Source organism: Rhodoglobus sp. GW821-FHT12B09 (assembly GCF_058809925.1).
This window is the reverse complement of the sequence record NZ_JBXATB010000002.1, coordinates 325,888-345,077: the sequence shown is the minus strand read 5'-3', so window position 1 is coordinate 345,077 and position 19,190 is coordinate 325,888. Positions and strand designations below refer to the sequence as shown.

22 protein-coding genes are annotated in these 19,190 nt (G+C 68.0%); 18 read left to right on the top strand and 4 right to left on the bottom strand.

Going from position 1 to position 19,190, the window contains the following annotated elements; all coding sequences use genetic code 11:
• The first annotated feature begins 16 nt into the window (after positions 1-16).
• The 14 genes from AC1RTC_RS06180 to AC1RTC_RS06115 all read left to right on the top strand — a co-directional run bounded on the left by AC1RTC_RS06180 (position 17) and on the right by AC1RTC_RS06115 (position 11,056).
• Complete coding sequence (locus AC1RTC_RS06180) at positions 17-673, top strand: L-threonylcarbamoyladenylate synthase (RefSeq protein WP_493154599.1); 657 nt, start codon at positions 17-19, stop codon at positions 671-673.
• The gene (locus AC1RTC_RS06175) at positions 670-1,887 is read left to right on the top strand and encodes an MraY family glycosyltransferase (RefSeq protein ID WP_493154783.1); all 1,218 of its coding nucleotides are present in this window, start codon (positions 670-672) and stop codon (positions 1,885-1,887) included. Before AC1RTC_RS06180 ends, AC1RTC_RS06175 begins: the two co-directional genes overlap by 4 nt.
• Positions 1,884-2,339 carry a Cg1360 family ATP-synthase-associated protein gene (locus tag AC1RTC_RS06170; RefSeq protein ID WP_493154598.1) on the top strand — a complete coding sequence of 152 codons (456 nt, stop codon included), beginning with the start codon at positions 1,884-1,886 and terminating at the stop codon, positions 2,337-2,339. The genes AC1RTC_RS06175 and AC1RTC_RS06170 overlap by 4 nt, the downstream gene beginning before the upstream one ends.
• Positions 2,340-2,459: 120 nt before the next feature.
• Complete coding sequence (gene atpB, locus AC1RTC_RS06165; protein WP_493154782.1) at positions 2,460-3,257, top strand: F0F1 ATP synthase subunit A; 798 nt, start codon at positions 2,460-2,462, stop codon at positions 3,255-3,257.
• 51 nt (positions 3,258-3,308) lie between these two features.
• Positions 3,309-3,548: an ATP synthase F0 subunit C gene (atpE, locus tag AC1RTC_RS06160; protein WP_493154597.1), complete on the top strand. Its 240-nt coding sequence runs from the start codon at positions 3,309-3,311 to the stop codon at positions 3,546-3,548.
• 30 nt (positions 3,549-3,578) lie between these two features.
• Positions 3,579-4,133, top strand: coding sequence for a F0F1 ATP synthase subunit B (locus AC1RTC_RS06155; protein ID WP_493154596.1), 555 nt, complete (start codon positions 3,579-3,581; stop codon positions 4,131-4,133).
• The gene (locus AC1RTC_RS06150) at positions 4,133-4,927 is read left to right on the top strand and encodes a F0F1 ATP synthase subunit delta (RefSeq protein ID WP_493154595.1); all 795 of its coding nucleotides are present in this window, start codon (positions 4,133-4,135) and stop codon (positions 4,925-4,927) included. The genes AC1RTC_RS06155 and AC1RTC_RS06150 overlap by 1 nt, the downstream gene beginning before the upstream one ends.
• 26 nt (positions 4,928-4,953) lie before the next feature.
• Positions 4,954-6,594 carry a F0F1 ATP synthase subunit alpha gene (gene atpA, locus AC1RTC_RS06145; RefSeq protein WP_493154594.1) on the top strand — a complete coding sequence of 547 codons (1,641 nt, stop codon included), beginning with the start codon at positions 4,954-4,956 and terminating at the stop codon, positions 6,592-6,594.
• A gap of 33 nt (positions 6,595-6,627) precedes the next feature.
• Entirely contained in the window at positions 6,628-7,527 is a 900-nt protein-coding gene (locus tag AC1RTC_RS06140; RefSeq protein ID WP_493154593.1) for a F0F1 ATP synthase subunit gamma, read from the top strand.
• Positions 7,528-7,547: 20 nt separating this feature from the next.
• A complete protein-coding gene (atpD, locus tag AC1RTC_RS06135; RefSeq protein WP_493154592.1) occupies positions 7,548-9,011 on the top strand; it encodes a F0F1 ATP synthase subunit beta in 1,464 nt (487 codons plus the stop codon).
• 2 nt (positions 9,012-9,013) lie between these two features.
• Complete coding sequence (locus tag AC1RTC_RS06130; RefSeq protein WP_493154591.1) at positions 9,014-9,274, top strand: F0F1 ATP synthase subunit epsilon; 261 nt, start codon at positions 9,014-9,016, stop codon at positions 9,272-9,274.
• A gap of 38 nt (positions 9,275-9,312) precedes the next feature.
• On the top strand, positions 9,313-9,819 hold the full coding sequence (locus tag AC1RTC_RS06125) for a P-loop nucleotide/nucleoside kinase family protein (RefSeq protein WP_493154590.1): 507 nt from the start codon (positions 9,313-9,315) through the stop codon (positions 9,817-9,819).
• Positions 9,820-10,560: a YaaA family protein gene (locus tag AC1RTC_RS06120; RefSeq protein ID WP_493154589.1), complete on the top strand. Its 741-nt coding sequence runs from the start codon at positions 9,820-9,822 to the stop codon at positions 10,558-10,560.
• A gap of 4 nt (positions 10,561-10,564) precedes the next feature.
• Positions 10,565-11,056 (top strand): DUF5684 domain-containing protein, encoded by a 492-nt coding sequence (locus tag AC1RTC_RS06115; RefSeq protein WP_493154588.1) that lies wholly within the window; start codon positions 10,565-10,567, stop codon positions 11,054-11,056.
• Here the strand turns inward: AC1RTC_RS06115 and AC1RTC_RS06110 are convergent.
• Both AC1RTC_RS06110 and AC1RTC_RS06105 read right to left on the bottom strand, forming a co-directional pair.
• The gene (locus AC1RTC_RS06110; protein ID WP_493154587.1) at positions 11,053-11,634 is read right to left on the bottom strand and encodes a DNA-3-methyladenine glycosylase I; all 582 of its coding nucleotides are present in this window, start codon (positions 11,632-11,634) and stop codon (positions 11,053-11,055) included. The genes AC1RTC_RS06115 and AC1RTC_RS06110 overlap by 4 nt on opposite strands.
• Positions 11,631-12,131: a methylated-DNA--[protein]-cysteine S-methyltransferase gene (locus tag AC1RTC_RS06105; RefSeq protein ID WP_493154586.1), complete on the bottom strand. Its 501-nt coding sequence runs from the start codon at positions 12,129-12,131 to the stop codon at positions 11,631-11,633. Before AC1RTC_RS06105 ends, AC1RTC_RS06110 begins: the two co-directional genes overlap by 4 nt.
• A 93-nt stretch (positions 12,132-12,224) precedes the next feature.
• Here AC1RTC_RS06105 and AC1RTC_RS06100 point away from each other — a divergent pair, with 93 nt between their 5' ends.
• From AC1RTC_RS06100 to AC1RTC_RS06085, 4 genes are read left to right on the top strand one after another with little or no spacing between them, the layout of a single operon-like run.
• Positions 12,225-13,172 (top strand): aldo/keto reductase, encoded by a 948-nt coding sequence (locus AC1RTC_RS06100; RefSeq protein WP_493154585.1) that lies wholly within the window; start codon positions 12,225-12,227, stop codon positions 13,170-13,172.
• 52 nt (positions 13,173-13,224) lie between these two features.
• Positions 13,225-13,809, top strand: coding sequence for a TetR/AcrR family transcriptional regulator (locus AC1RTC_RS06095; protein ID WP_493154584.1), 585 nt, complete (start codon positions 13,225-13,227; stop codon positions 13,807-13,809).
• Between the two features lie 2 nt (positions 13,810-13,811).
• Positions 13,812-15,545 carry an ABC transporter ATP-binding protein gene (locus AC1RTC_RS06090; RefSeq protein ID WP_493154583.1) on the top strand — a complete coding sequence of 578 codons (1,734 nt, stop codon included), beginning with the start codon at positions 13,812-13,814 and terminating at the stop codon, positions 15,543-15,545.
• On the top strand, positions 15,545-17,509 hold the full coding sequence (locus AC1RTC_RS06085; RefSeq protein WP_493154582.1) for an ABC transporter ATP-binding protein: 1,965 nt from the start codon (positions 15,545-15,547) through the stop codon (positions 17,507-17,509). The genes AC1RTC_RS06090 and AC1RTC_RS06085 overlap by 1 nt, the downstream gene beginning before the upstream one ends.
• Here the strand turns inward: AC1RTC_RS06085 and AC1RTC_RS06080 are convergent.
• Both AC1RTC_RS06080 and AC1RTC_RS06075 read right to left on the bottom strand, forming a co-directional pair.
• Complete coding sequence (locus AC1RTC_RS06080) at positions 17,506-18,567, bottom strand: hypothetical protein (RefSeq protein WP_493154581.1); 1,062 nt, start codon at positions 18,565-18,567, stop codon at positions 17,506-17,508. The genes AC1RTC_RS06085 and AC1RTC_RS06080 overlap by 4 nt on opposite strands.
• 28 nt (positions 18,568-18,595) lie before the next feature.
• The gene (locus AC1RTC_RS06075; protein ID WP_493154580.1) at positions 18,596-19,159 is read right to left on the bottom strand and encodes a YceI family protein; all 564 of its coding nucleotides are present in this window, start codon (positions 19,157-19,159) and stop codon (positions 18,596-18,598) included.
• Positions 19,160-19,190: the final 31 nt, after the last annotated feature.

Sequence of the window (19,190 nt, the reverse complement as noted above, 5' to 3'; positions counted from 1 at the left end):
TTACTCTTGAAGGGCCATGGCCCCCATCTACGACTGCTCGGTCGAAGCCGAGCTTCTCACCGGTATGCGCCTCGCCAGAACCGCGGTCGGCCGCGGTGATCTCGTGGTCATCCCGACGGACACGGTCTACGGTGTCGCCGCGGACGCCTTCAACCCCGCCGCCGTGCAGAAGCTCATCGACGCCAAGGGCCGCACGCGCCAGTCGCCGCCGCCCGTGCTCATTCCGGGCATCCCGACCCTCGACGCGCTCGCCGAATCGGTGCCGGACGAGGTGCGCGCGCTCGTCGCGGCGTTCTGGCCGGGCGGGCTGACGATCATCCTGCCCGCGCAGTCGTCGCTGTCGTGGGACCTCGGCGAGACCCGCGGCACGGTCGCTCTCCGCATGCCCTCGAGCCGCATCGCCCTCGAGCTGCTCTCCGAGACGGGGCCGCTCGCGGTCTCGAGCGCGAACCTCACCGGCCAGCCCGCAGCGACGACGGCTCAGGACGCCGAGCGGATGCTCGGGGAGAGCGTCGCCCTCTACCTCGACGACGGTCCCGGTGGCACTGTCGCGTCGACGATCGTGGACGCCACAGGCCTCCTCGCCCCGGAGGGGAAGCTGCGGATCGTGCGGGAAGGGGTGATCGCCTCGGCGGACATCCGCGACCTCGTGGGGGGCGACAAGTGCGAATAGCGTTCTACGTCCTCGTCTCCGGCGTCTCGGCCGCCGTGACCTTCGGGCTCGCGATCGTCATCTGGAAGCTCAGTACGAAGTACCGGCTGTACCCGAAGATCCGCGAGCGCGACGTGCACACGCGGCCCACTCCGCGCCTCGGCGGCGTCGCGATGTTCCTCGGGATGCTCGCGGCCTTCCTCGTGGCCTCGCAGCTGCCCAACTTCAGCATCGTCTTCAGCGAGCCGGGCAAGGTGCTGGGCGTCGGGGGAGCGGCGCTGATCATCGTGCTCATCGGCGTCGCGGACGACATCTGGGACCTCGACTGGCTCACCAAGCTCGCCGGCCAGATCATCGCGGCGGGCATCCTCGCCTGGCAGGGCGTGCAGATCTCTACCCTGCCGATCGGCGGACAGACCATCGTGTCGCCCTACGTCTCGCTCATCATCACGGTGTTCGCGATCGTGCTGGTGATGAACGCGATCAACTTCATCGACGGCCTCGACGGCCTGGTCGCGGGCGTGGCCCTCATCGCCAACGGCGTGTTCTTCATCTACACCTACCTGCTGCAGCTTCAGGCGCAGACCGAGTACTTCAACCTCGCCTCGCTGCTGACCGCGGTGCTCATCGGCGCGTGCGTCGGCTTCCTGCCGCTGAACTTCCACCCGGCGAAGCTCTTCATGGGCGACGCGGGTGCGCTGCTGACCGGCCTGCTCATGGCCTCCTCCGCGATCCTCGTCACCGGGCAGGTCGAGTCTGACTTCGTAGCGCGCCCCGACCAGTTCACCGCGTCGCTGCTGCCGGGCTTCATCCCGATCCTGCTTCCCTTCGCGGTGCTGGTCGTGCCTCTGCTCGACTTCGGACTGGCGATCACGCGCCGACTCCGCGCGGGCAAGTCGCCGTTCACCGCCGACCGCAAGCACCTGCACCACCGCCTGCTCGACATGGGCCACTCGCACCTCCACGCCGTGCTCATCTTCTACGGCTGGACCCTCGTCGTCTCGGTGGGATGCCTCGGCTACATGTTCATGCCGTGGTACATGGCGACCCTGCTCATCGCCGCGGGGCTCGTCGTCCTCACGATCATCACCCTCTCGCCGCTGAGCAAGCGGAAGGCGCTCGAGTCCGTCGCGCAGTCTACGGAGGCGAGCGGCCCGGATGCCCCGGCCGACGTCGCGCGCTACGACGGCCTCGACGCCGCCTCCGAAACCGAAGACCTCAAGGAGACGATATGAAGACCGCCACCATCCTCGCGAGGGCCCTCGTCTACGGCGGAATCCTCACGGTCGCTATCGCGGTCGTCGGCTCGATCGCGGGCTACCTCGTCGCGGGCGTCCCCGGGCTCCTGAGCGCCCTCATCGGCGCCGGCCTCACGGCGCTCTTCATGGGGTTCACCGCCCTGAGCATCCTGCTCGCGGCGCGCGTGACCAAGGGCGAGGCATCCAGCACCCTGTTCTTCGGCATCGTGCTCGGCGTCTGGCTGCTCAAGTTCGTGGTGTTCATCGTCATCCTCGTGCTGCTGCGCAACCAGCCGTTCATCGAGCCGCTCGTGATGTTCTTCTCGATCCTCGCGGCGGTCATCGGCAGCCTCGTGGTCGACGTCGTCGCCTACGTGGGCGCGCGGGTTCCGTACGTCGGAGACGTAACGCTGCCGGGGGATGCCGAGCGCAGCGCCCCCAGTAAATAGGAGTTCGACACGTCGTAGAACTTTGATAGGGTTACTGAGAACGCCCCCCACATTTTCATCGCCGCACAGCTGTGTGCCCCGATTCTGGAGATAGCGCTGCTACACCACGCTCTCACCCTCATAAACCTCGCCACCGATGACGGATCAGGCGATGGTGGCTTCCACGGGCCGACCCTTGACGACTTCTTCCCGCCGGTCATCTTCTTCGAAGGCACCTGGTTCGAGATCAACCGCGTCATCCTGATCCGGTTCTTCGTCGTCCTCGTCATCCTGCTGGTCTTCTGGCTCGGCACTCGGCGCATGAAGATCGTCCCGGGCCGCGGCCAGACGATCATGGAGTTCGTGCTCGGCTTCATCAAGTCGAACATCGCCGAGGGCAACCTCGGGGTCAAGGACGGCGCTCGCTTCCTCCCGCTGCTGACGAGCATCTTCATCATCGTGCTCGGCATGAATATCACCGGCATCATCCCCGGCATCAACCTTGCCGGTACGTCGGTCATCGGCCTGCCTCTGGTGCTCGCGATAGTCGCCTACGTGACCTTCATCTACGCGGGCATCAAGAAGCACGGTGGCGGCTTCTTCAAGAGCGCGCTGTTCCCGTCGGGCGTTCCCGGCGCGCTGTACATCATCGTCACGCCGATCGAGCTGCTCTCGACCTTCATCCTGCGCCCGGTCACTCTCGCCCTCCGACTCCTGATGAACATGATCGCCGGGCACATGCTGCTCGTGCTCTGCTTCTCGGCGACGCAGTTCTTCCTGTTCAACGCCGGCGGCCTCTACAGCCTGTTCGGCGTCGGCACACTCGCCTTCGGCTTCATCTTCACGATCTTCGAGATCCTGGTCGGTGTGCTGCAGGCGTACGTCTTCACATTCCTCACGGCCGCATACATCCAGCTCGCGCTGGCCGACGACCACTAAGCACAAGCGAACCTGGCATCCGCCAGTTCATCCCTACGGAAGGAAACCCACGTGGACCCCATTACGAACGTCGCCGAGATCACCGGCAGCCTCGCCCCGATCGCCTTCGGCATCGCGACGATCGGCCCGGCCATCGGCGTAGGCCTGGTCGTCGGCAAGACCGTCGAGTCGGTCGCGCGCCAGCCCGAGCTGCAGGGGCGCCTCACGGGCCTCATGTTCCTCGGCATCGCGTTCACGGAGGCACTGGCCTTCGTCGCGATCGCCGTCGCGTTCATCCCGTTCCCCGCCTGAGCACCCCGATAACTACCGAAGGAGGCAGGAATGCTTAGCGCAATCCTGGCTGCAGCCGCGGAAGAGGAAGCGGCTCCGAACCCGCTGATCCCCGCGCCGTACGACATCATCTGGTCGGCGGTCTGCTTCGCGATCATCGTCGCGTTCTTCGTCTGGAAGTTCCTTCCGGCAGTGAAGAAGACGCTGGATGAGCGTGCCGAGGCTATCGAGGGCGGCATCAAGAAGGCCGAGATCGCCCAGGCCGAGGCTGCTGCGGCACTCGCTCAGTACACGGACCAGCTCGCGGAGGGTCGCGCTGAGGCGGCGAAGATCCGCGATCAGGCCCGCCAGGACGCGACCGCCATCGGCAACGAGGTTCGCGAGCAGGCCGCGGCTGACGCCGCCCGCATCGTGGCGAACGCCCAGAGCACCATCGAGGCCGAGCGCCAGAGCGCGATCGTCGCGCTGCGCGCCGAGGTCGGCTCGCTCGCGATCGACCTCGCGTCCGGCGTCATCGGGCAGAGCCTGAGCGACGACAAGAAGGCGTCGTCCCTCGTCGACCAGTTCCTCGCCGACCTCGAGTCGAACGAGAAGGCGAACAAGTAGTGGGATCGGCAACCAGGGAGGCGCTCGCGAGCGCCCGTGGCGCACTCGCGAAGGTCAGCGGCTCGGAGGCCCTCGCGGCCGGCAGCCAGCTCTTCGAGGCTGCCCGCATCATCGGCGGCTCGGCGCAGCTGCGCGCCGTCCTTGCCGACCCGTCGGTTGCCGCCCAGGAGAAGGCCTCGGTGATCGGCCAGGTGTTCTCCGCGATCGGCGCACCGGCACGCGCTCTGCTCGGCGAGATCGTGTCGTCGCGGTGGTCGAGCCAGGACGACCTTCTGGCCGGCATCGAAGAGGTGGGCATCCGTGCTGTCGCCTCGTCGGCCGCGAAGGGCTCCGAGCTCGAGGCCGAGCTGTTCACGTTCGGCGCCGCCGTGTCGTCCGACCCCGAGCTCGAGCTCGCGGTGGGGAGCAAGCTCGGCACGCCGGCGGCGAAGTCGGCCCTCGTCACGAAGCTCCTCGCGAAGAAGGCGAGCCCGCAGACGCTCGCCATCGTCGACCACCTCGTGCAGCAGCCGCGCGGCCGCCGCATCGGCGAGCTCGTGCGGACCGCGGCATCCCTCGTCGCCGACCAGGCCGGCCTCGCGGTCGCCACGGTCATCACGGCGGCCCCGATCAGCGACGCCCAGGTCGAGCGCCTGCGCGCCGGGCTCGCGAAGAGCTACGGACGCGACCTCAAGCTCAACCTGGTCATCGACCCCTCGATCATCGGTGGCATCCGCGTGCAGATCGGTGACGACGTCATCGACGGCAGCGTGTCCACGCGCATCAACGACCTCAGGCTCCAGCTCGCTGGCTAGCGAACTACCCACATAAGGAACGAACAATGGCAGAACTCACGATCAGCCCGGACGAGATCCGCGACGCGCTCAAGGACTTCGTCAAGGCGTACGAGCCCGGCGCGGCCTCGAAGACCGAGGTCGGCTACGTCATCGACGCCGCTGACGGCATCGCGCACGTCGAGGGGCTCCCGGGCGTCATGGCCAACGAGCTCATCAAGTTCTCCGACGGGACGCTGGGCCTCGCCCAGAACCTCGACGAGGACGAGATCGGCGTCGTCATCCTCGGTGAGTTCACCGGCATCGTCGAGGGCATGGAGGTCACCCGCACGGGCGAGGTCCTCTCGGTGCCCGTGGGCGACGCGTTCCTCGGCCGGGTCGTCGACCCGCTCGGTGCTCCCATCGACGGCCTCGGCGAGATCAAGGCCGATGCGCGCCGCGCCCTCGAGCTCCAGGCGCCCGGCGTCATGCAGCGCAAGAGCGTGCACGAGCCCATGCAGACCGGCATCAAGGCGATCGACGCCATGATCCCGATCGGCCGCGGCCAGCGCCAGCTCATCATCGGCGACCGCCAGACCGGCAAGACGGCCATCGCGATCGACACCATCATCAACCAGAAGGCGAACTGGGAGTCGGGCGACACCAACAAGCAGGTGCGCTGCATCTACGTCGCCATCGGCCAGAAGGGCTCCACGATCGCGGCCGTCAAGGGCGCCCTCGAGGACGCCGGAGCAATGGAGTACACGACCATCGTCGCGGCCCCCGCCTCCGACCCGGCCGGCTTCAAGTACCTGGCGCCTTACACCGGCTCGGCCATCGGCCAGCAGTGGATGTACGACGGCAAGCACGTCCTGATCATCTTCGACGACCTGTCGAAGCAGGCCGAGGCCTACCGCGCCGTGTCGCTCCTCCTGCGCCGCCCGCCGGGACGCGAGGCATACCCCGGCGACGTGTTCTACCTGCACTCCCGCCTGCTGGAGCGCTGCGCCAAGCTCTCCGACGAGCTGGGCGCCGGCTCGATGACCGGTCTGCCGATCATCGAGACCAAGGCGAACGACGTCTCCGCGTACATCCCGACCAACGTGATCTCGATCACCGACGGCCAGATCTTCCTGCAGTCCGACCTGTTCAACGCCAACCAGCGCCCCGCGGTCGACGTCGGCATCTCGGTGTCCCGCGTCGGTGGTGATGCCCAGGTCAAGTCGATCAAGAAGGTCTCGGGAACGCTGAAGCTCGAGCTCGCCCAGTACCGCTCGCTCGAGGCCTTCGCGATGTTCGCGTCCGACCTCGACGCGACCAGCCGCCGCCAGCTCGCCCGCGGCGCGCGCCTCACCGAGCTGCTGCGCCAGCCGCAGTACTCGCCGATGCCCGTGGAGAAGCAGGTCGTCTCGATCTGGTCCGGCACGAACGGCAAGCTCGACGAGGTGCCCGTTGAGGACATCCTGCGCTTCGAGTCCGAGCTGCACGACTACCTCGCGCGCAACACCAAGGTGCTCGACACCCTGCGCGAGACGAACGTGCTCGACGACGACACCACCGCCGCGCTCGGCGAGGCCGTGGACAAGTTCAAGCTCGAGTTCCAGACGGGCGAGGGCAAGCCCCTCATCTCCGCCGGCACCGAGGTGTTCGAGGAGATCGAGCCCGAGGACATCGAGCAGGCGCAGATCGTCAAGGGCAAGCGCAAGTAGTAGCTAGCTGACCAAGGATTAGGGACTAAGCACATGGGAGCGCAACTTCGGGTCTACCGGCAGAAGATCAAGTCTGCCCAGACGACCAAGAAGATCACTCGGGCCATGGAGCTCATCTCCGCCTCGCGCATCCAGAAGGCGCAGCAGCGGGTGGCGGCCTCCGGGCCGTACTCGCGCGCCGTCACGCGCGCCGTGTCGGCGGTGGCCACCTTCTCGAACGTCGACCACATCCTCACCACGGAGCCGGAGAAGATCGAGCGCGCCGCGATCGTCATCTTCTCCTCCGACCGCGGTCTCGCCGGAGCGTTCAACACGAACGTACTGCGCGAGGCGGGGGAGCTCGCCGCTCGCCTGCAGGGCCAGGGCAAAGAGGTGGTCCACTACCTCGTGGGCCGCAAGGCGGTCGGCTACTTCGCCTTCCGCCGCCGCGAGTCCGAGCAGATCTGGACGGGCGGCACGGACGCGCCCGAGTTCGAGACGGCGAAGGAGATCGGCGACGCCGTCGTGGCGAAGTTCCTCCAGCCCGCGAGCGAGGGCGGCGTGGACGAGATCCACATCGTCTACAACCGCTTCGTGAGCATGCTCGTGCAGGTGCCCGAGGTCGTCCGGCTGCTTCCCCTCGAGGTCGTCGAGGGCGTGGACGTGCCCGGTGACAACGAGATCCTCCCGCTGTACGAGTTCGAGCCCGAGGTCGGGGACGTCCTGGACGCCCTCCTCCCGGTGTACATCGAGAGCCGCATCTTCAACGCCATGCTCCAGTCGGCCGCTGCAAAGCATGCCGCCACGCAGAAGGCCATGAAGTCGGCGAGCGACAACGCGGACAAGCTGATCACCACGTACACGCGACTGGCGAACAACGCCCGCCAGTCCGAGATCACCCAGCAGATTTCCGAGATCGTGGGCGGCGCAGACGCCCTGAGCTCGGCGAAGTAACTACCGAAAGAGAGATAGCAATGGCTACCGCTACCAAGAAGGCCCCGGCTCCCAAGGCCGCCGTCGCCGGCGTAGGGCGCATCGCCCGCGTCACCGGCCCGGTCGTCGACATCGAGTTCCCGCACGACTCGATCCCGGGCATCTACAACGCGCTCAAGACCACGATCACGATCGGCTCGGAGTCGAGCGAGATCACGCTCGAGGTCGCGCAGCACCTCGGGGACGACCTCGTCCGAGCCATTGCCCTCAAGCCCACCGACGGCCTGGTCCGCGGCCAGGAGGTGCGCGACACCGGCGAGCCGATCACGGTCCCCGTCGGCGATGTCACCAAGGGCAAGGTGTTCAACGTCATCGGCGAGGTCCTCAACAACGAGGGCGGCGAGGCGATCGAGATCACCGAGCGCTGGCCGATCCACCGCAAGCCCCCGGCATTCGACCAGCTCGAGTCGAAGACCGAGCTGTTCGAGACCGGCATCAAGGTCATCGACCTCCTCACGCCCTACGTCCTGGGTGGAAAGATCGGCCTGTTCGGCGGTGCCGGTGTCGGCAAGACCGTCCTCATCCAGGAGATGATCCAGCGCGTCGCCTCCGACCACGGCGGCGTCTCCGTGTTCGCCGGTGTCGGTGAGCGCACCCGTGAGGGCAACGACCTGATCGCCGAGATGGAGGAGGCGGGCGTCTTCGACAAGACCGCGCTTGTCTTCGGCCAGATGGACGAGCCGCCGGGCACGCGCCTCCGCGTCGCCCTCTCCGCGCTCACGATGGCGGAGTACTTCCGCGACGTGCAGAAGCAGGACGTGCTGCTCTTCATCGACAACATCTTCCGCTTCACGCAGGCCGGTTCCGAGGTCTCGACGCTGCTCGGCCGCATGCCCTCCGCGGTGGGCTACCAGCCGAACCTCGCCGACGAGATGGGCATCCTCCAGGAGCGCATCACGTCCACGCGCGGTCACTCGATCACGTCGCTGCAGGCGATCTACGTCCCCGCCGACGACTACACCGACCCCGCGCCGGCCACCACGTTCGCCCACCTCGACGCGACGACCGAGCTCAGCCGCGAGATCGCGTCGAAGGGCCTCTACCCGGCCGTCGACCCGCTCACCTCGACGAGCCGCATCCTCGACCCGCGCTACCTGGGCGCCGACCACTACCGCGTGGCGACCAACGTGAAGGCGATCCTCCAGAAGAACAAGGAACTCCAGGAGATCATCGCGATCCTCGGTGTTGACGAGCTCTCCGAGGAGGACAAGATCACGGTGTCGCGTGCGCGCCGCATCCAGCAGTTCCTCTCGCAGAACACCTACATGGCGAAGAAGTTCACCGGCGTCGAGGGTTCGACTGTTCCGCTCAAGGACACGATCGAGTCGTTCGACGCGATCACCAAGGGCGAGTTCGACCACGTGGCGGAGCAGGCGTTCTTCAACGTCGGCGCCATCTCCGATGTCGAAGAGCAGTGGGCGAAGATCCAGAAGGAGAACGGCTAACCATGGCCGAACTCAAGGTCAGTGTGGTGTCGGCCGACCGCGAGGTCTGGTCGGGCAAGGCGAAGCAGATCATCGCCCGCACGACCGAGGGCGAGATCGGCATCCTGCCCGGGCACGAGCCGATCCTCGCGATCCTCGCGCAGGGCGAGGTGCGCGTGACACCCGTTGACGGTGCCGTGATCACGGCGAACGCCGACGACGGTTTCCTCTCGGTCGAGCACGATACGGTCACGATCGTCGCGCGCAACGCCGAGCTCGTCTAGCGTCGAAGAGTGACCGAAACGCTCGAATGCTGATCTCGATGGCCGGGCTACCCGGAGCGGGCAAGTCCACGATCGGTCAGGTGCTCTCGGGGCGCCTGAACGTTCCCGTGGTCTCTGTCGACCCGATCGAGTCCGCGATTCTCCGGGCCGGCATCGACCGCGACCAGCCCACCGGGCTCGCCGCGTACCTGGTCGCCCGGATGCAGGCCGCGACCCTGCTCGAGTCGGGCCGCAGCGTGCTCGTCGATGCCGTCAACGCGGTGAACCCCGCGCGTGAGCAGTGGGTCACCCTCGCCGCGACGCTGGAGGAGCCGCTCAAGTTCATCGAGGTCATCTGCTCCGACCCCGAGCTGCACCGCGGCCGCATCGAGAGCCGGGAGCGCTCGCTGCCGCACCTCGAGGTCACCTGGAACGCCGTCGAGCAGAGCCTCGAGGACTACGCGGAGTGGTCGGGCCCCAGCGCCGCGATCGCCCGCATCACGCTCGACTCGGTCGAGCCGCTCGGCGTCAACGTCGAGCGCGCACTCGCCTTCCTCGAGTCGTAGGTGCTGCTGCTCCTGCCGCCGTCGGAGACCAAGCGGGACGGCGGGGATGCCGCGCCCCTCGATCTCGCATCCCTCTCCTTCCCCGAGCTGGGCCCGCAGCGACGAGCAGCCCTCGCGGCCCTGCGCACCCTCTCGCGCTCGGTCAGCGGATCGCTCGACGCCCTCTCCCTCGGCCCGGCCCTGCGCCACGAGGTGGACCGCAACCGCGCTGTCCGCACATCGCCGACGATGCCGGCGATCGACCGCTTCACGGGCGTGCTCTACGACGGACTCGACGCCGCGACCCTGACCGCCGCCGAGCGCGAGTTCGCCGCCGACCACGTGCTCATCCACTCGGCCTTGTTCGGGCTCGTGCGCGCGGATGACCGCATCCCCGCCTACCGGCTCTCCCACGACTCGCGCCTCCCGGGCCTCTCGCTGCGAAAGCACTGGCGCGACGCGGTGGCGGGCACCCTCGCCGCGCAGCCAGGGCTCGTGCTCGACCTGCGCTCGGAGTCGTATGCGAACCTCGGCCCGGCGCCGGCGTCGGCGACGTACCTCCGGGTCGTTTCGGAGAATGCCAGCGGCCGCCGCACCGCTCTCAACCACTTCAACAAGAAGGGCAAGGGGGAGTTCGCGCGCGCCGTGATCACGGCTGGTATCGACCACGGGACGGTCGACGATCTGGTCGCGTGGGCGCCGAGCGCGGGCATCCGGCTCGAACCGGGACTGCGCGGAGAGCTCGAGCTGGTCGTAGGGTAGCGGGATGGACCCCAACCCGAACCCGCTCTACCCGGACACGACGACCTGGGCGATCCTGCTCGCCGTCTGGCTGGGATTCGCGGTGTTCTTCGTCATCCTCGCCCTCGCCGCCTATGTCGTGATGGCCCTCGCCCTCATGAAGTTCTTCGCGAAGGTGGGCGTGGAGCCGTGGATCGCGTGGGTGCCGATCTACTCGACGTGGAAGTGGCTCGAACTCGGCGGTTTCGCCGGCTGGATAGCGCTCCTCGCCTTGATCCCGTATGGCGGGCTGGTCACGTCGGTATTCCTCTACATCGGGATGTACCGGACCGGCTTCGCCTTCCGGAAGGGCGGCGAGTGGGTAGTGCTCGGGATCTTCCTGCCGTTCGTCTGGGCGTTCCTGCTCGGGCGGGCCGAGGAGCGTTATGAGCCGGAGCTGATCGTGCAGGCCGGATTCCCGCGCCCGCTCGTCGGATACGGCTCCGTCGCGGGTCCGGCGCCCGCCGCGGGCGCCTAAGTCGCTCTCCAGCAGCCCTCGAGGTGGTCGTCGATCATTCCGGACGACTGCATGAGCGCGTGCATGGTTGTCGGGCCGACGAAGCGGTAGCCGCGCGCCTTGAGGGCCTTGCTCAGCGCCGTCGACTCCGGCGTGATCGCCGCGAGGTCGGCGAAGCTCCGCGGCCGCGGGCGCGGGGCGGCGGGGCGGAAGCTCCACATGAGCTCGTCGAGAGCGCCGGGACGCCCGTCGGTGAGCTCGAGGGTCGCCCGTGCATTGCCGATCGTGGCGAGGATCTTCGCGCGGTTGCGGATGATCCGGTCGTCCAGCATGAGGCGCTCGACGTCGTCCTCGCCGAAGGCCGCGATCGCGGCCGGATCGAAGTCGTGGAATACCGTGCGGAACCCGGGGCGCCGCCGGAGGATGCTGATCCACGACAGCCCCGCCTGGAAGCCCTCGAGCGACAGCTTCTCGAACAGCGGGCGGTCGCCGTGCAGGGGAGTGCCCCACTCCTCGTCGTGGTACCGGGCGTACTCGGCGTCCGACCCGACCCACCGGCAGCGCGCGCGGCCGTCGTCGCCGACGATCAGGTCGCTCACTTGTGGGGGATTCCCTCGTGGTCGAGGAGCCAGACCTTGGTGGGGATGCCGTTGCCGCCGCTGTACCCGGTGATGCGCCCGTCGGACGCGAGGACGCGGTGGCAGGGCACGATGATCGGAATCGGGTTCGCCCCGACGGCACCGCCCACGGCCCGGCCCGCGGTGGCGCGGCCCGTTGCGCTGCCGATCTCGCCGTAGGAGGCGACCCCGCCGAACGGGAGCCCGACGAGCTCGCCCCACACGGCCTTCTGGAACTCGGTGCCCGCGAGCGACAGGGGAAGGTCGAAGTCGGTGCGGGTGCCTGCGAAGTATTCCTCGAGCTGGGAGACCGCCCGGTCGAGCACGGGGTTCGACCGCTCGGGGACGCCGTCGAGGGGGAGCACGCCCGCGCGCTCGATGGAGAGGGAGGTTACCGAGTCCCCGTCGCTCGTGACCTCGATGCGGCCGATGGGAGAGTCAATACGGACGAGGTACTGGGGGAGTTCTGCGGTCTGCATGGTTCGACTGTAGCCGCGGCATCCGACGGCCCTCTGGCGCGTTTCGGACATGGGGTGAAGTTCGCGCACAGGCAACCGGGGGAGGATAGGAGCATGGCGAATATCGAACACCGCATGCTCGGCACCGACGGCCCCATGGTCTCCACGATCGGCCTCGGCTGCAACAACTTCGGCCGCTCAGGAACGCTCACCGAGACACAGGAGGGCACCACCGCAGTGATCGACGCGGCAGTCGAACTCGGGGTGACGCTGCTCGATACCGCAGACATGTACGGGGGCGTGCCCGGCCTGAGCGAGACGCTCATGGGCGTGGCGCTCAAGGGTCGGCGCAACAAGGTGGTGCTCGCGACGAAGTTCGGCCACAGCGGCGTCGACATGGGGATCCTGCCCGGCGTGGCCAAGGGGTCGCGCGCGTACATCCGCGAGGCGATCGAGGGCTCGCTCACGCGCCTGCAGACCGACTACATCGACCTCTACCAGCTGCACACGCCCGACGAGGCGACCCCCATCGAGGAGACCATCGCGGCGCTCGACGAGCTCGTGGCCGAGGGAAAGATCCTCCACTACGGCAACTCGAACTTCTCCGCGGCCCAGATCGAGGAGGCGGCGGCCGCGGGCGGCAGGTTCATCTCCGCGCAGAACGAGTACAACCTCCTGGTGCGCGACGCGGAGCGCGAGGTGCTGCCGGCCGCGCGCGAGCACGGTCTCGGGTTCCTGCCGTTCTTCCCGTTGCAGAACGGCCTGCTCACCGGCAAGTTCACGCGCACCGAGCGCCCGGCTGACACGCGCATCATGCGCCGCCGGCCCCACCTCGTCGAGGACGCGCCCTGGGACGTGCTCGACAGGTACCGGGCGTTCTGCGCGGACCGGGGCATCACGATGCTCGAGGCGACCTTCGGGTGGATGCTCGCCCAGCCCGCCCTCACGAGCGTCATCGCCGGCACCACCAAGCCCGAGCAGCTCGTGCAGAACGCGGCCGCGGCCACGGCCTGGACGCCGACCGAGGCGGAGCTGCAGGAGATCTCGACGATCTTCAGCTGACACGTCGGTTGGCCACTTGCTGAGTGAGTACTCACTCAGTTAGCATTCTCCGGTGACCACCGAGACCGCACGCCGCGCGAGCCCCATGGGCCTCGAGCAGCGCCAGGACATGATCATCGGCGTCGTCATCCCGCTCATCCTCGAGCACGGCAAGGACCTCACCACGAAGCAGATCGCGGAGGCGTGCGGCATCGCCGAGGGCACCGTCTTCCGGGCGTTCGGCGACAAGGAGACCCTCATCGCCACAGCGGTGGAGCGCTACCTCGACCCGCTCGCGCTGCGCACCAGCCTCCGCTCGATCGACCCCGACCTCTCCCTCGACGACAAGCTGGGCGCCGTCATGGGCCTGCTGCGGGACCGGTTCAGCGGGGTCATCCGGATGATGTCGGTGCTCGGCAGGCACGGACCGCCCCCGCGCCGCGAGGAGCGGCACGAGTTCGCGGCGATCGTCGGCGAGCTGCTCGCCCCGCACGCGGCGGAGCTGCGCATCGCGCCCGAGGAGGTCGCCCAGTTCGCGCGCGTCCTCGCCTTCGCCTCGGCGATCCCCGCCTTCGGCGACAGCATCCCGTTCACCACCGACGAGCTTCTCGACCTGTTCAAACACGGAGTAGTGCAACCCACCACGAAAGAAGGCTGAGCATGCTGCTCAAGCTCATCGGCCGCTACCTGCGGCCGCACACGAAGCTCATCGTGGGCGTCGTGATCTTCCAGCTCATCCAGTCCATCGCGTCGCTGTACCTGCCGAGCCTCAATGCCGACATCATCGACAACGGCATCGCCAAGGGCGACACCGGCTACATCATCATGATCGGGGGGATGATGCTCGGCATCACCCTCATCCAGGTGGCCGCCGCGATCACCGCCGTCTACTTCGGGGCAAAGGCCGCCATGGCGTTCGGCCGCGACGTCCGCGAGGCGATCTTCGTGCACGTGGGGGAGTTCTCCGAGCGCGAGGTCTCCCGCTTCGGCGCGCCCTCGCTCATCACGCGCACCACGAACGACGTGACCCAGGTGCAGATGCTCGTGCTCATGACGTGCACGCTGCTCGTCTCGGCGCCCATCCTCGCGGTGGGCGGCGTCATCATGGCGCTGCGCCAGGACGTCGGGCTCTCCTGGATCATGGTCGTCGCGATCCCCGTCATGCTGGTCGTGATCGGGTTCATCGTCAGCCGCATGGTGCCGCTGTTCCGGCTCATGCAGGCGCGCATCGACACGGTCAACCGGGTGCTGCGCGAGCAGCTGACGGGCATCCGGGTGGTCCGCGCCTTCGTGCGCGAGGGGCTCGAGACCGAGCGCTTCGAGCGGGCCAACGCGGATGTCACACGCACGGCGGTCAGCGCGGGGCGGTTGTTCGCGCTCGTGTTCCCGGTCGTGATGCTCATCATGAACGTGTCCAGCGTCGCCGTGCTGTGGTTCGGCGCGTACGCGATCGACGAGGGCACTGTGCAGATCGGAGCGCTCACCGCGTTCCTGAGCTACCTCATCCAGATCCTCATGGCGGTGATGATGGCGACGTTCATGGCGATCCTGATCCCGCGGGCGGCGGTGTCGTCCGACCGCATCGCCGAGGTGCTCGACACCCCGACGTCGGTCGTGCTCCCCGAGCATCCGGTCACCGAGCTCCACGGCACGGGCGTGATCGAGCTGCGCGACGTCGAGTTCGCCTACCCCGGCGCGGAGCAGCCTGTGCTCCGGGGCCTCAGCTTCGAGGCGCGGCCGGGCCAGACCACGGCGATCATCGGCAGCACGGGGGCAGGCAAGACGACGCTCGTGAACCTCCTCCCGCGCCTGTTCGACGCGACCGGGGGCATCGTGCTCGTCGACGGAGTGGACGTGCGCGAGCTCGACCCCGACCTGCTGTGGGGCCGCATCGGCCTGGTGCCCCAGCGCGCGTACCTGTTCTCGGGCACGGTCGCGAGCAACCTGCGCTACGGGAACCCGGATGCCACGGACGACGAGCTCTGGGCCGCCCTGGAGACCGCGCAGGCGAAGGACTTCGTCTCCGAGATGCCGGAGGGGCTCGATGCTCCCATCGCGCAGGGCGGCACGAACGTCTCGGGCGGACAGCGGCAGCGGCTCGCGATCGCACGGGCCCTCGTGAAGAAGAGCGAGATCTACGTGTTCGACGACTCCTTCTCGGCGCTCGACACGGCGACGGACGCCCGGCTGCGCCGCGCACTCGCGAAGGCCGAGAAGGCCGCCACGAAGATCATCGTCGCGCAGCGCGTCTCCACGATCGTGGACGCCGACCAGATCCTGGTGCTCGAGGACGGCCAGATCGTCGGCCGCGGCACCCACGAGGAGCTGCTGGCCGGCAACGAGACCTACAAGGAGATCGTGGATAGCCAGCTGCGAGCGGAGGAGGCGGCCTGATGAGCAACTCAACAGCACAGCGTCCCCCCGTCCGCCGCGGTCCCGGTGGGGGCGGTCCGATGGGCGGCATGGGCATGCCCGTCGAGAAGTCGATGAACTTCTGGCCCTCCGCCAAGCGCCTGCTCGGCCGGCTGCGGCCGCACCGCGTAGCCGTGGCCGGGGTCATCCTGCTCTCGGTCGTGAGCGTCACCCTCGCGGTGCTCGGACCGAAGCTGCTCGGCCAGGCGACGAACATCATCTTCGAGGGGATCATCTCGAAGACACTGCCGGCCGGGGTCACCAAGGAGCAGGTGATCGACCAGCTGCGGGCATCCGGAGACAGCCAGAAGGCCGATCTGATCAGCGGCATGACGCTCAACCCGGGGCACGGCATCGACTTCAGCGCGCTGCAGCTGGTGCTCGGCATCGTGCTGCTCATCTACGTGCTCTCATCGGTGTTCTCCTGGCTGCAGGGCTTCGTGCTCAACGCCGTCGTCCAGCGCACCGTCTACACGCTGCGTGAGGATGTCGAGACCAAGGTCAACGCGCTGCCGCTGAGCTACTTCGACAAGATGCAGCGCGGCGAACTGCTCAGCCGCGTCACGAACGACGTGGACAACATCGGCCAGAGCATGCAGCAGACCCTGTCGCAGCTCGTGAACAGCCTGCTCACGGTGGTGGGCGTGCTCGTGATGATGTTCCTGATCTCGCCGATCCTGGCCCTCATCGCGCTCGTGACGATACCGCTGACGCTCGTGATCACGTCGGTGATCGCCAAGCGCTCGCAGAAGCTCTTCGTGGCGCAGTGGGCGCACACCGGCGCCCTCAACGGGCAGGTCGAGGAGGCGTACTCGGGCCACGCGCTCGTCAAGGTGTTCGGGCGCCACCGCGAGGTGGAGCAGCGCTTCCGCGAGAAGAACGCGGAGCTGTACACGGCGAGCTTCGGGGCCCAGTTCGTGAGCGGCATCATCATGCCGGCCATGATGTTCGTCGGCAACCTGGTCTACGTGGCGATCGCCGTCGTCGGCGGCCTGTTCGTCGCGAACGGCTCGATGACTCTGGGCGACGTGCAGGCCTTCATCCAGTACTCGCGCCAGTTCACCCAGCCGCTCAGCCAGCTGGGCTCGATGGCCAACCTGCTGCAGTCGGGTGTGGCGTCGGCCGAGCGCGTGTTCGAGCTGCTGGACGCCGAGGAGCAGCGGCCCGACCCGGTCCCCGCCGCCACCCCGGCGACCTCGACCGGCCGGCTCGCGTTCGAGAACGTCTCGTTTGCCTACGACCCCGAGAAGCCGCTCATCACCGACCTCTCCCTCGTGGCGAAGCCCGGCCAGACCGTGGCCATTGTCGGGCCGACCGGCGCGGGCAAGACCACCCTCGTGAACCTCATGATGCGGTTCTACGAGATCGACGGCGGGCGCATCACGCTCGACGGCACCGACATCGCCGAGATGACCCGCGACGGCCTCCGCTCGCGCATGGGCATGGTCCTGCAGGACACCTGGCTGTTCGCGGGCACCATCCGCGACAACATCGCCTACGGGCGGCCGGATGCCACGGAGGAGGAGATCCTCGCCGCGGCCCGTGCCACGTACGTCGACAGGTTCGTGCACTCCCTCCCCGACGGGTACGACACGCTCCTGGACGACGAGGGCGGGAACGTCAGCGCGGGGGAGAAGCAGCTGCTCACGATCGCGCGCGCCTTCCTCGCGCGGCCGAGCGTGCTCATCCTCGACGAGGCGACGAGCTCGGTCGACACCCGCACCGAGGTGCTCGTGCAGCAGGCCATGAAGGCGCTGCGACAGGACCGCACCAGCTTCGTGATCGCGCACCGGCTCTCGACGATCCGCGACGCCGACCTCATCCTCGTGATGGAGAACGGCGCGATCGTCGAGCAGGGCACGCACGCGGAGCTTCTCGCCGCCGGAGGTGCGTACTTCGCGCTCTACACGTCGCAGTTCGCGGCACCGGTGGCGGAGGAGGCCTAGCCCGTCGCCGCCGGATCCCGGGGCTTGATGTTGATGCTCTGGTTCAGCTCGTCGACCTGCGCGTTGAGGTCGTCGAGCTGGGCCAGCAGCGCGTCGTACTGGTTCTTCCGGTCGCTGATCGTCGCGTAGAGTGCGTCGAGGTCGGCCTGGCGGGCGAGGAGGTCGTTGCGCTCGCCGTCGAACTGCGCCTGGCTCTCGAAGTCCCCGCTCTCGGCGCGAGAGTTGAAGTCCGCGATGTCGAGGTTGAGCTGGTCGTAGCCCGCGTTGTACGAGGCGTAGTCGGCATCCACCCCGGCCTCAAGCGAGTCGAGCTGGGCGACGATGCCGTCGATCGCGTCCTGCTGCTGCTGGAACACGGCGTGCGAGGCGACGTGCAGCGCGACGAGGGCCGCGCGGTCGCTGAAGTACTGGGCGTAGTGCTTCTCGAGCACGGGGTCGAGCGGGCCGAACTCGGTGCCGATGATCGAGTGCAGCTCGTTGAGGCGCTCTCCCGGCTCGGCCTTGGCGTAGTACTCGAGGGTCTTCGCGAAGTCCGGGTCGTCGGCCTTCGTCTCGGCGGCAGCCTCGAGCAGGGGCGCGAGCGCGTCGCGCTCGTCGTCGCCCATCCGGTCCCACGCGGCGTGGAGCATCTCGTGCGCGGCGACGACCTCCTCGATGCCGTCGAGCCGGTCGTCGGTGACGTCGTAGAGGTAGATGCGCTTCTCGCCGTGCAGGTAGCAGCCGAGGATGCCGACGTCCTCGACCTGGCTCGAGCAGTGGGCGTCGAACTCGTCGTCGGGGGAGACCTCCGGCCGGCTCGCGTAGAAGAGGAACCGGCCCTCGTCGGTCATGGTCGAGCGGTCGGCGTAGCCCTCGATCGTGGAGTCGACCGTGAAGTTCCAGACGGTGAACTGGTCAGTGATCCGCTGGGGGTGCGTGAGAACCCAGGTGCCGGCGGCGCCGAGCGCGATGACCGCGAGAGCGCCCACCACGAGGCCGGCAATGCGCCCCGGTCCGAGGCGAGCCCGCTCCCGCCGCGGTCGCAGCAGGGCGGGCTCGTCGAGTTCGGGTATCGCCACGGCGAGAACTCTACCGGGCGGTGCTGGGCTACTTCTGGAGGATGACCTCGAGGTCGACGGAGATGGTGACCTCGTCGCCGAGCGTCATTCCGCCGGCCTCGAGCGCGGCGTTCCAGTTCACGCCGAAGTCCGTGCGGTTGATCTTGGTGGTCGCCGTGGCGCCCGCGCGGGTGTTTCCGTAGGAGTCGGTGATGACACCGCCGAACTCGCCCTTGAGGGTCACGGGCTGGGTCACGCCGCGGAGGGTCAGGTCGCCCGTCAGCGTGAAGTCGCCCGACGCGATGTCCCCGCCGATGCCCGTCGAGGTGAACGTCATCGTCGGGTGCTGCTCCACCAGGAAGAAGTCGCTCGAGCGCAGGTGGTTGTCGCGCGCCTCGACCTTGGTGTTGACGGAGGCCACGTCGATGGTCGCGGTGACTGTCGAGTCCTTCGGGTCCTCGGCGGTGACGATGGTCACGTCGAACGTCTCGAACGTGCCGCGCACCTTCGTGATCATGAGGTGCTTGACCGAGAACGCGATCTCGGAGTGGGTGGGGTCGAGGGTCCAGGTGCCGACGATGTAGTCGGGGTGGATGTCTGTTGCATTGGTCATGCGTCGATACTAGTTGACGCGTCACTCTTTT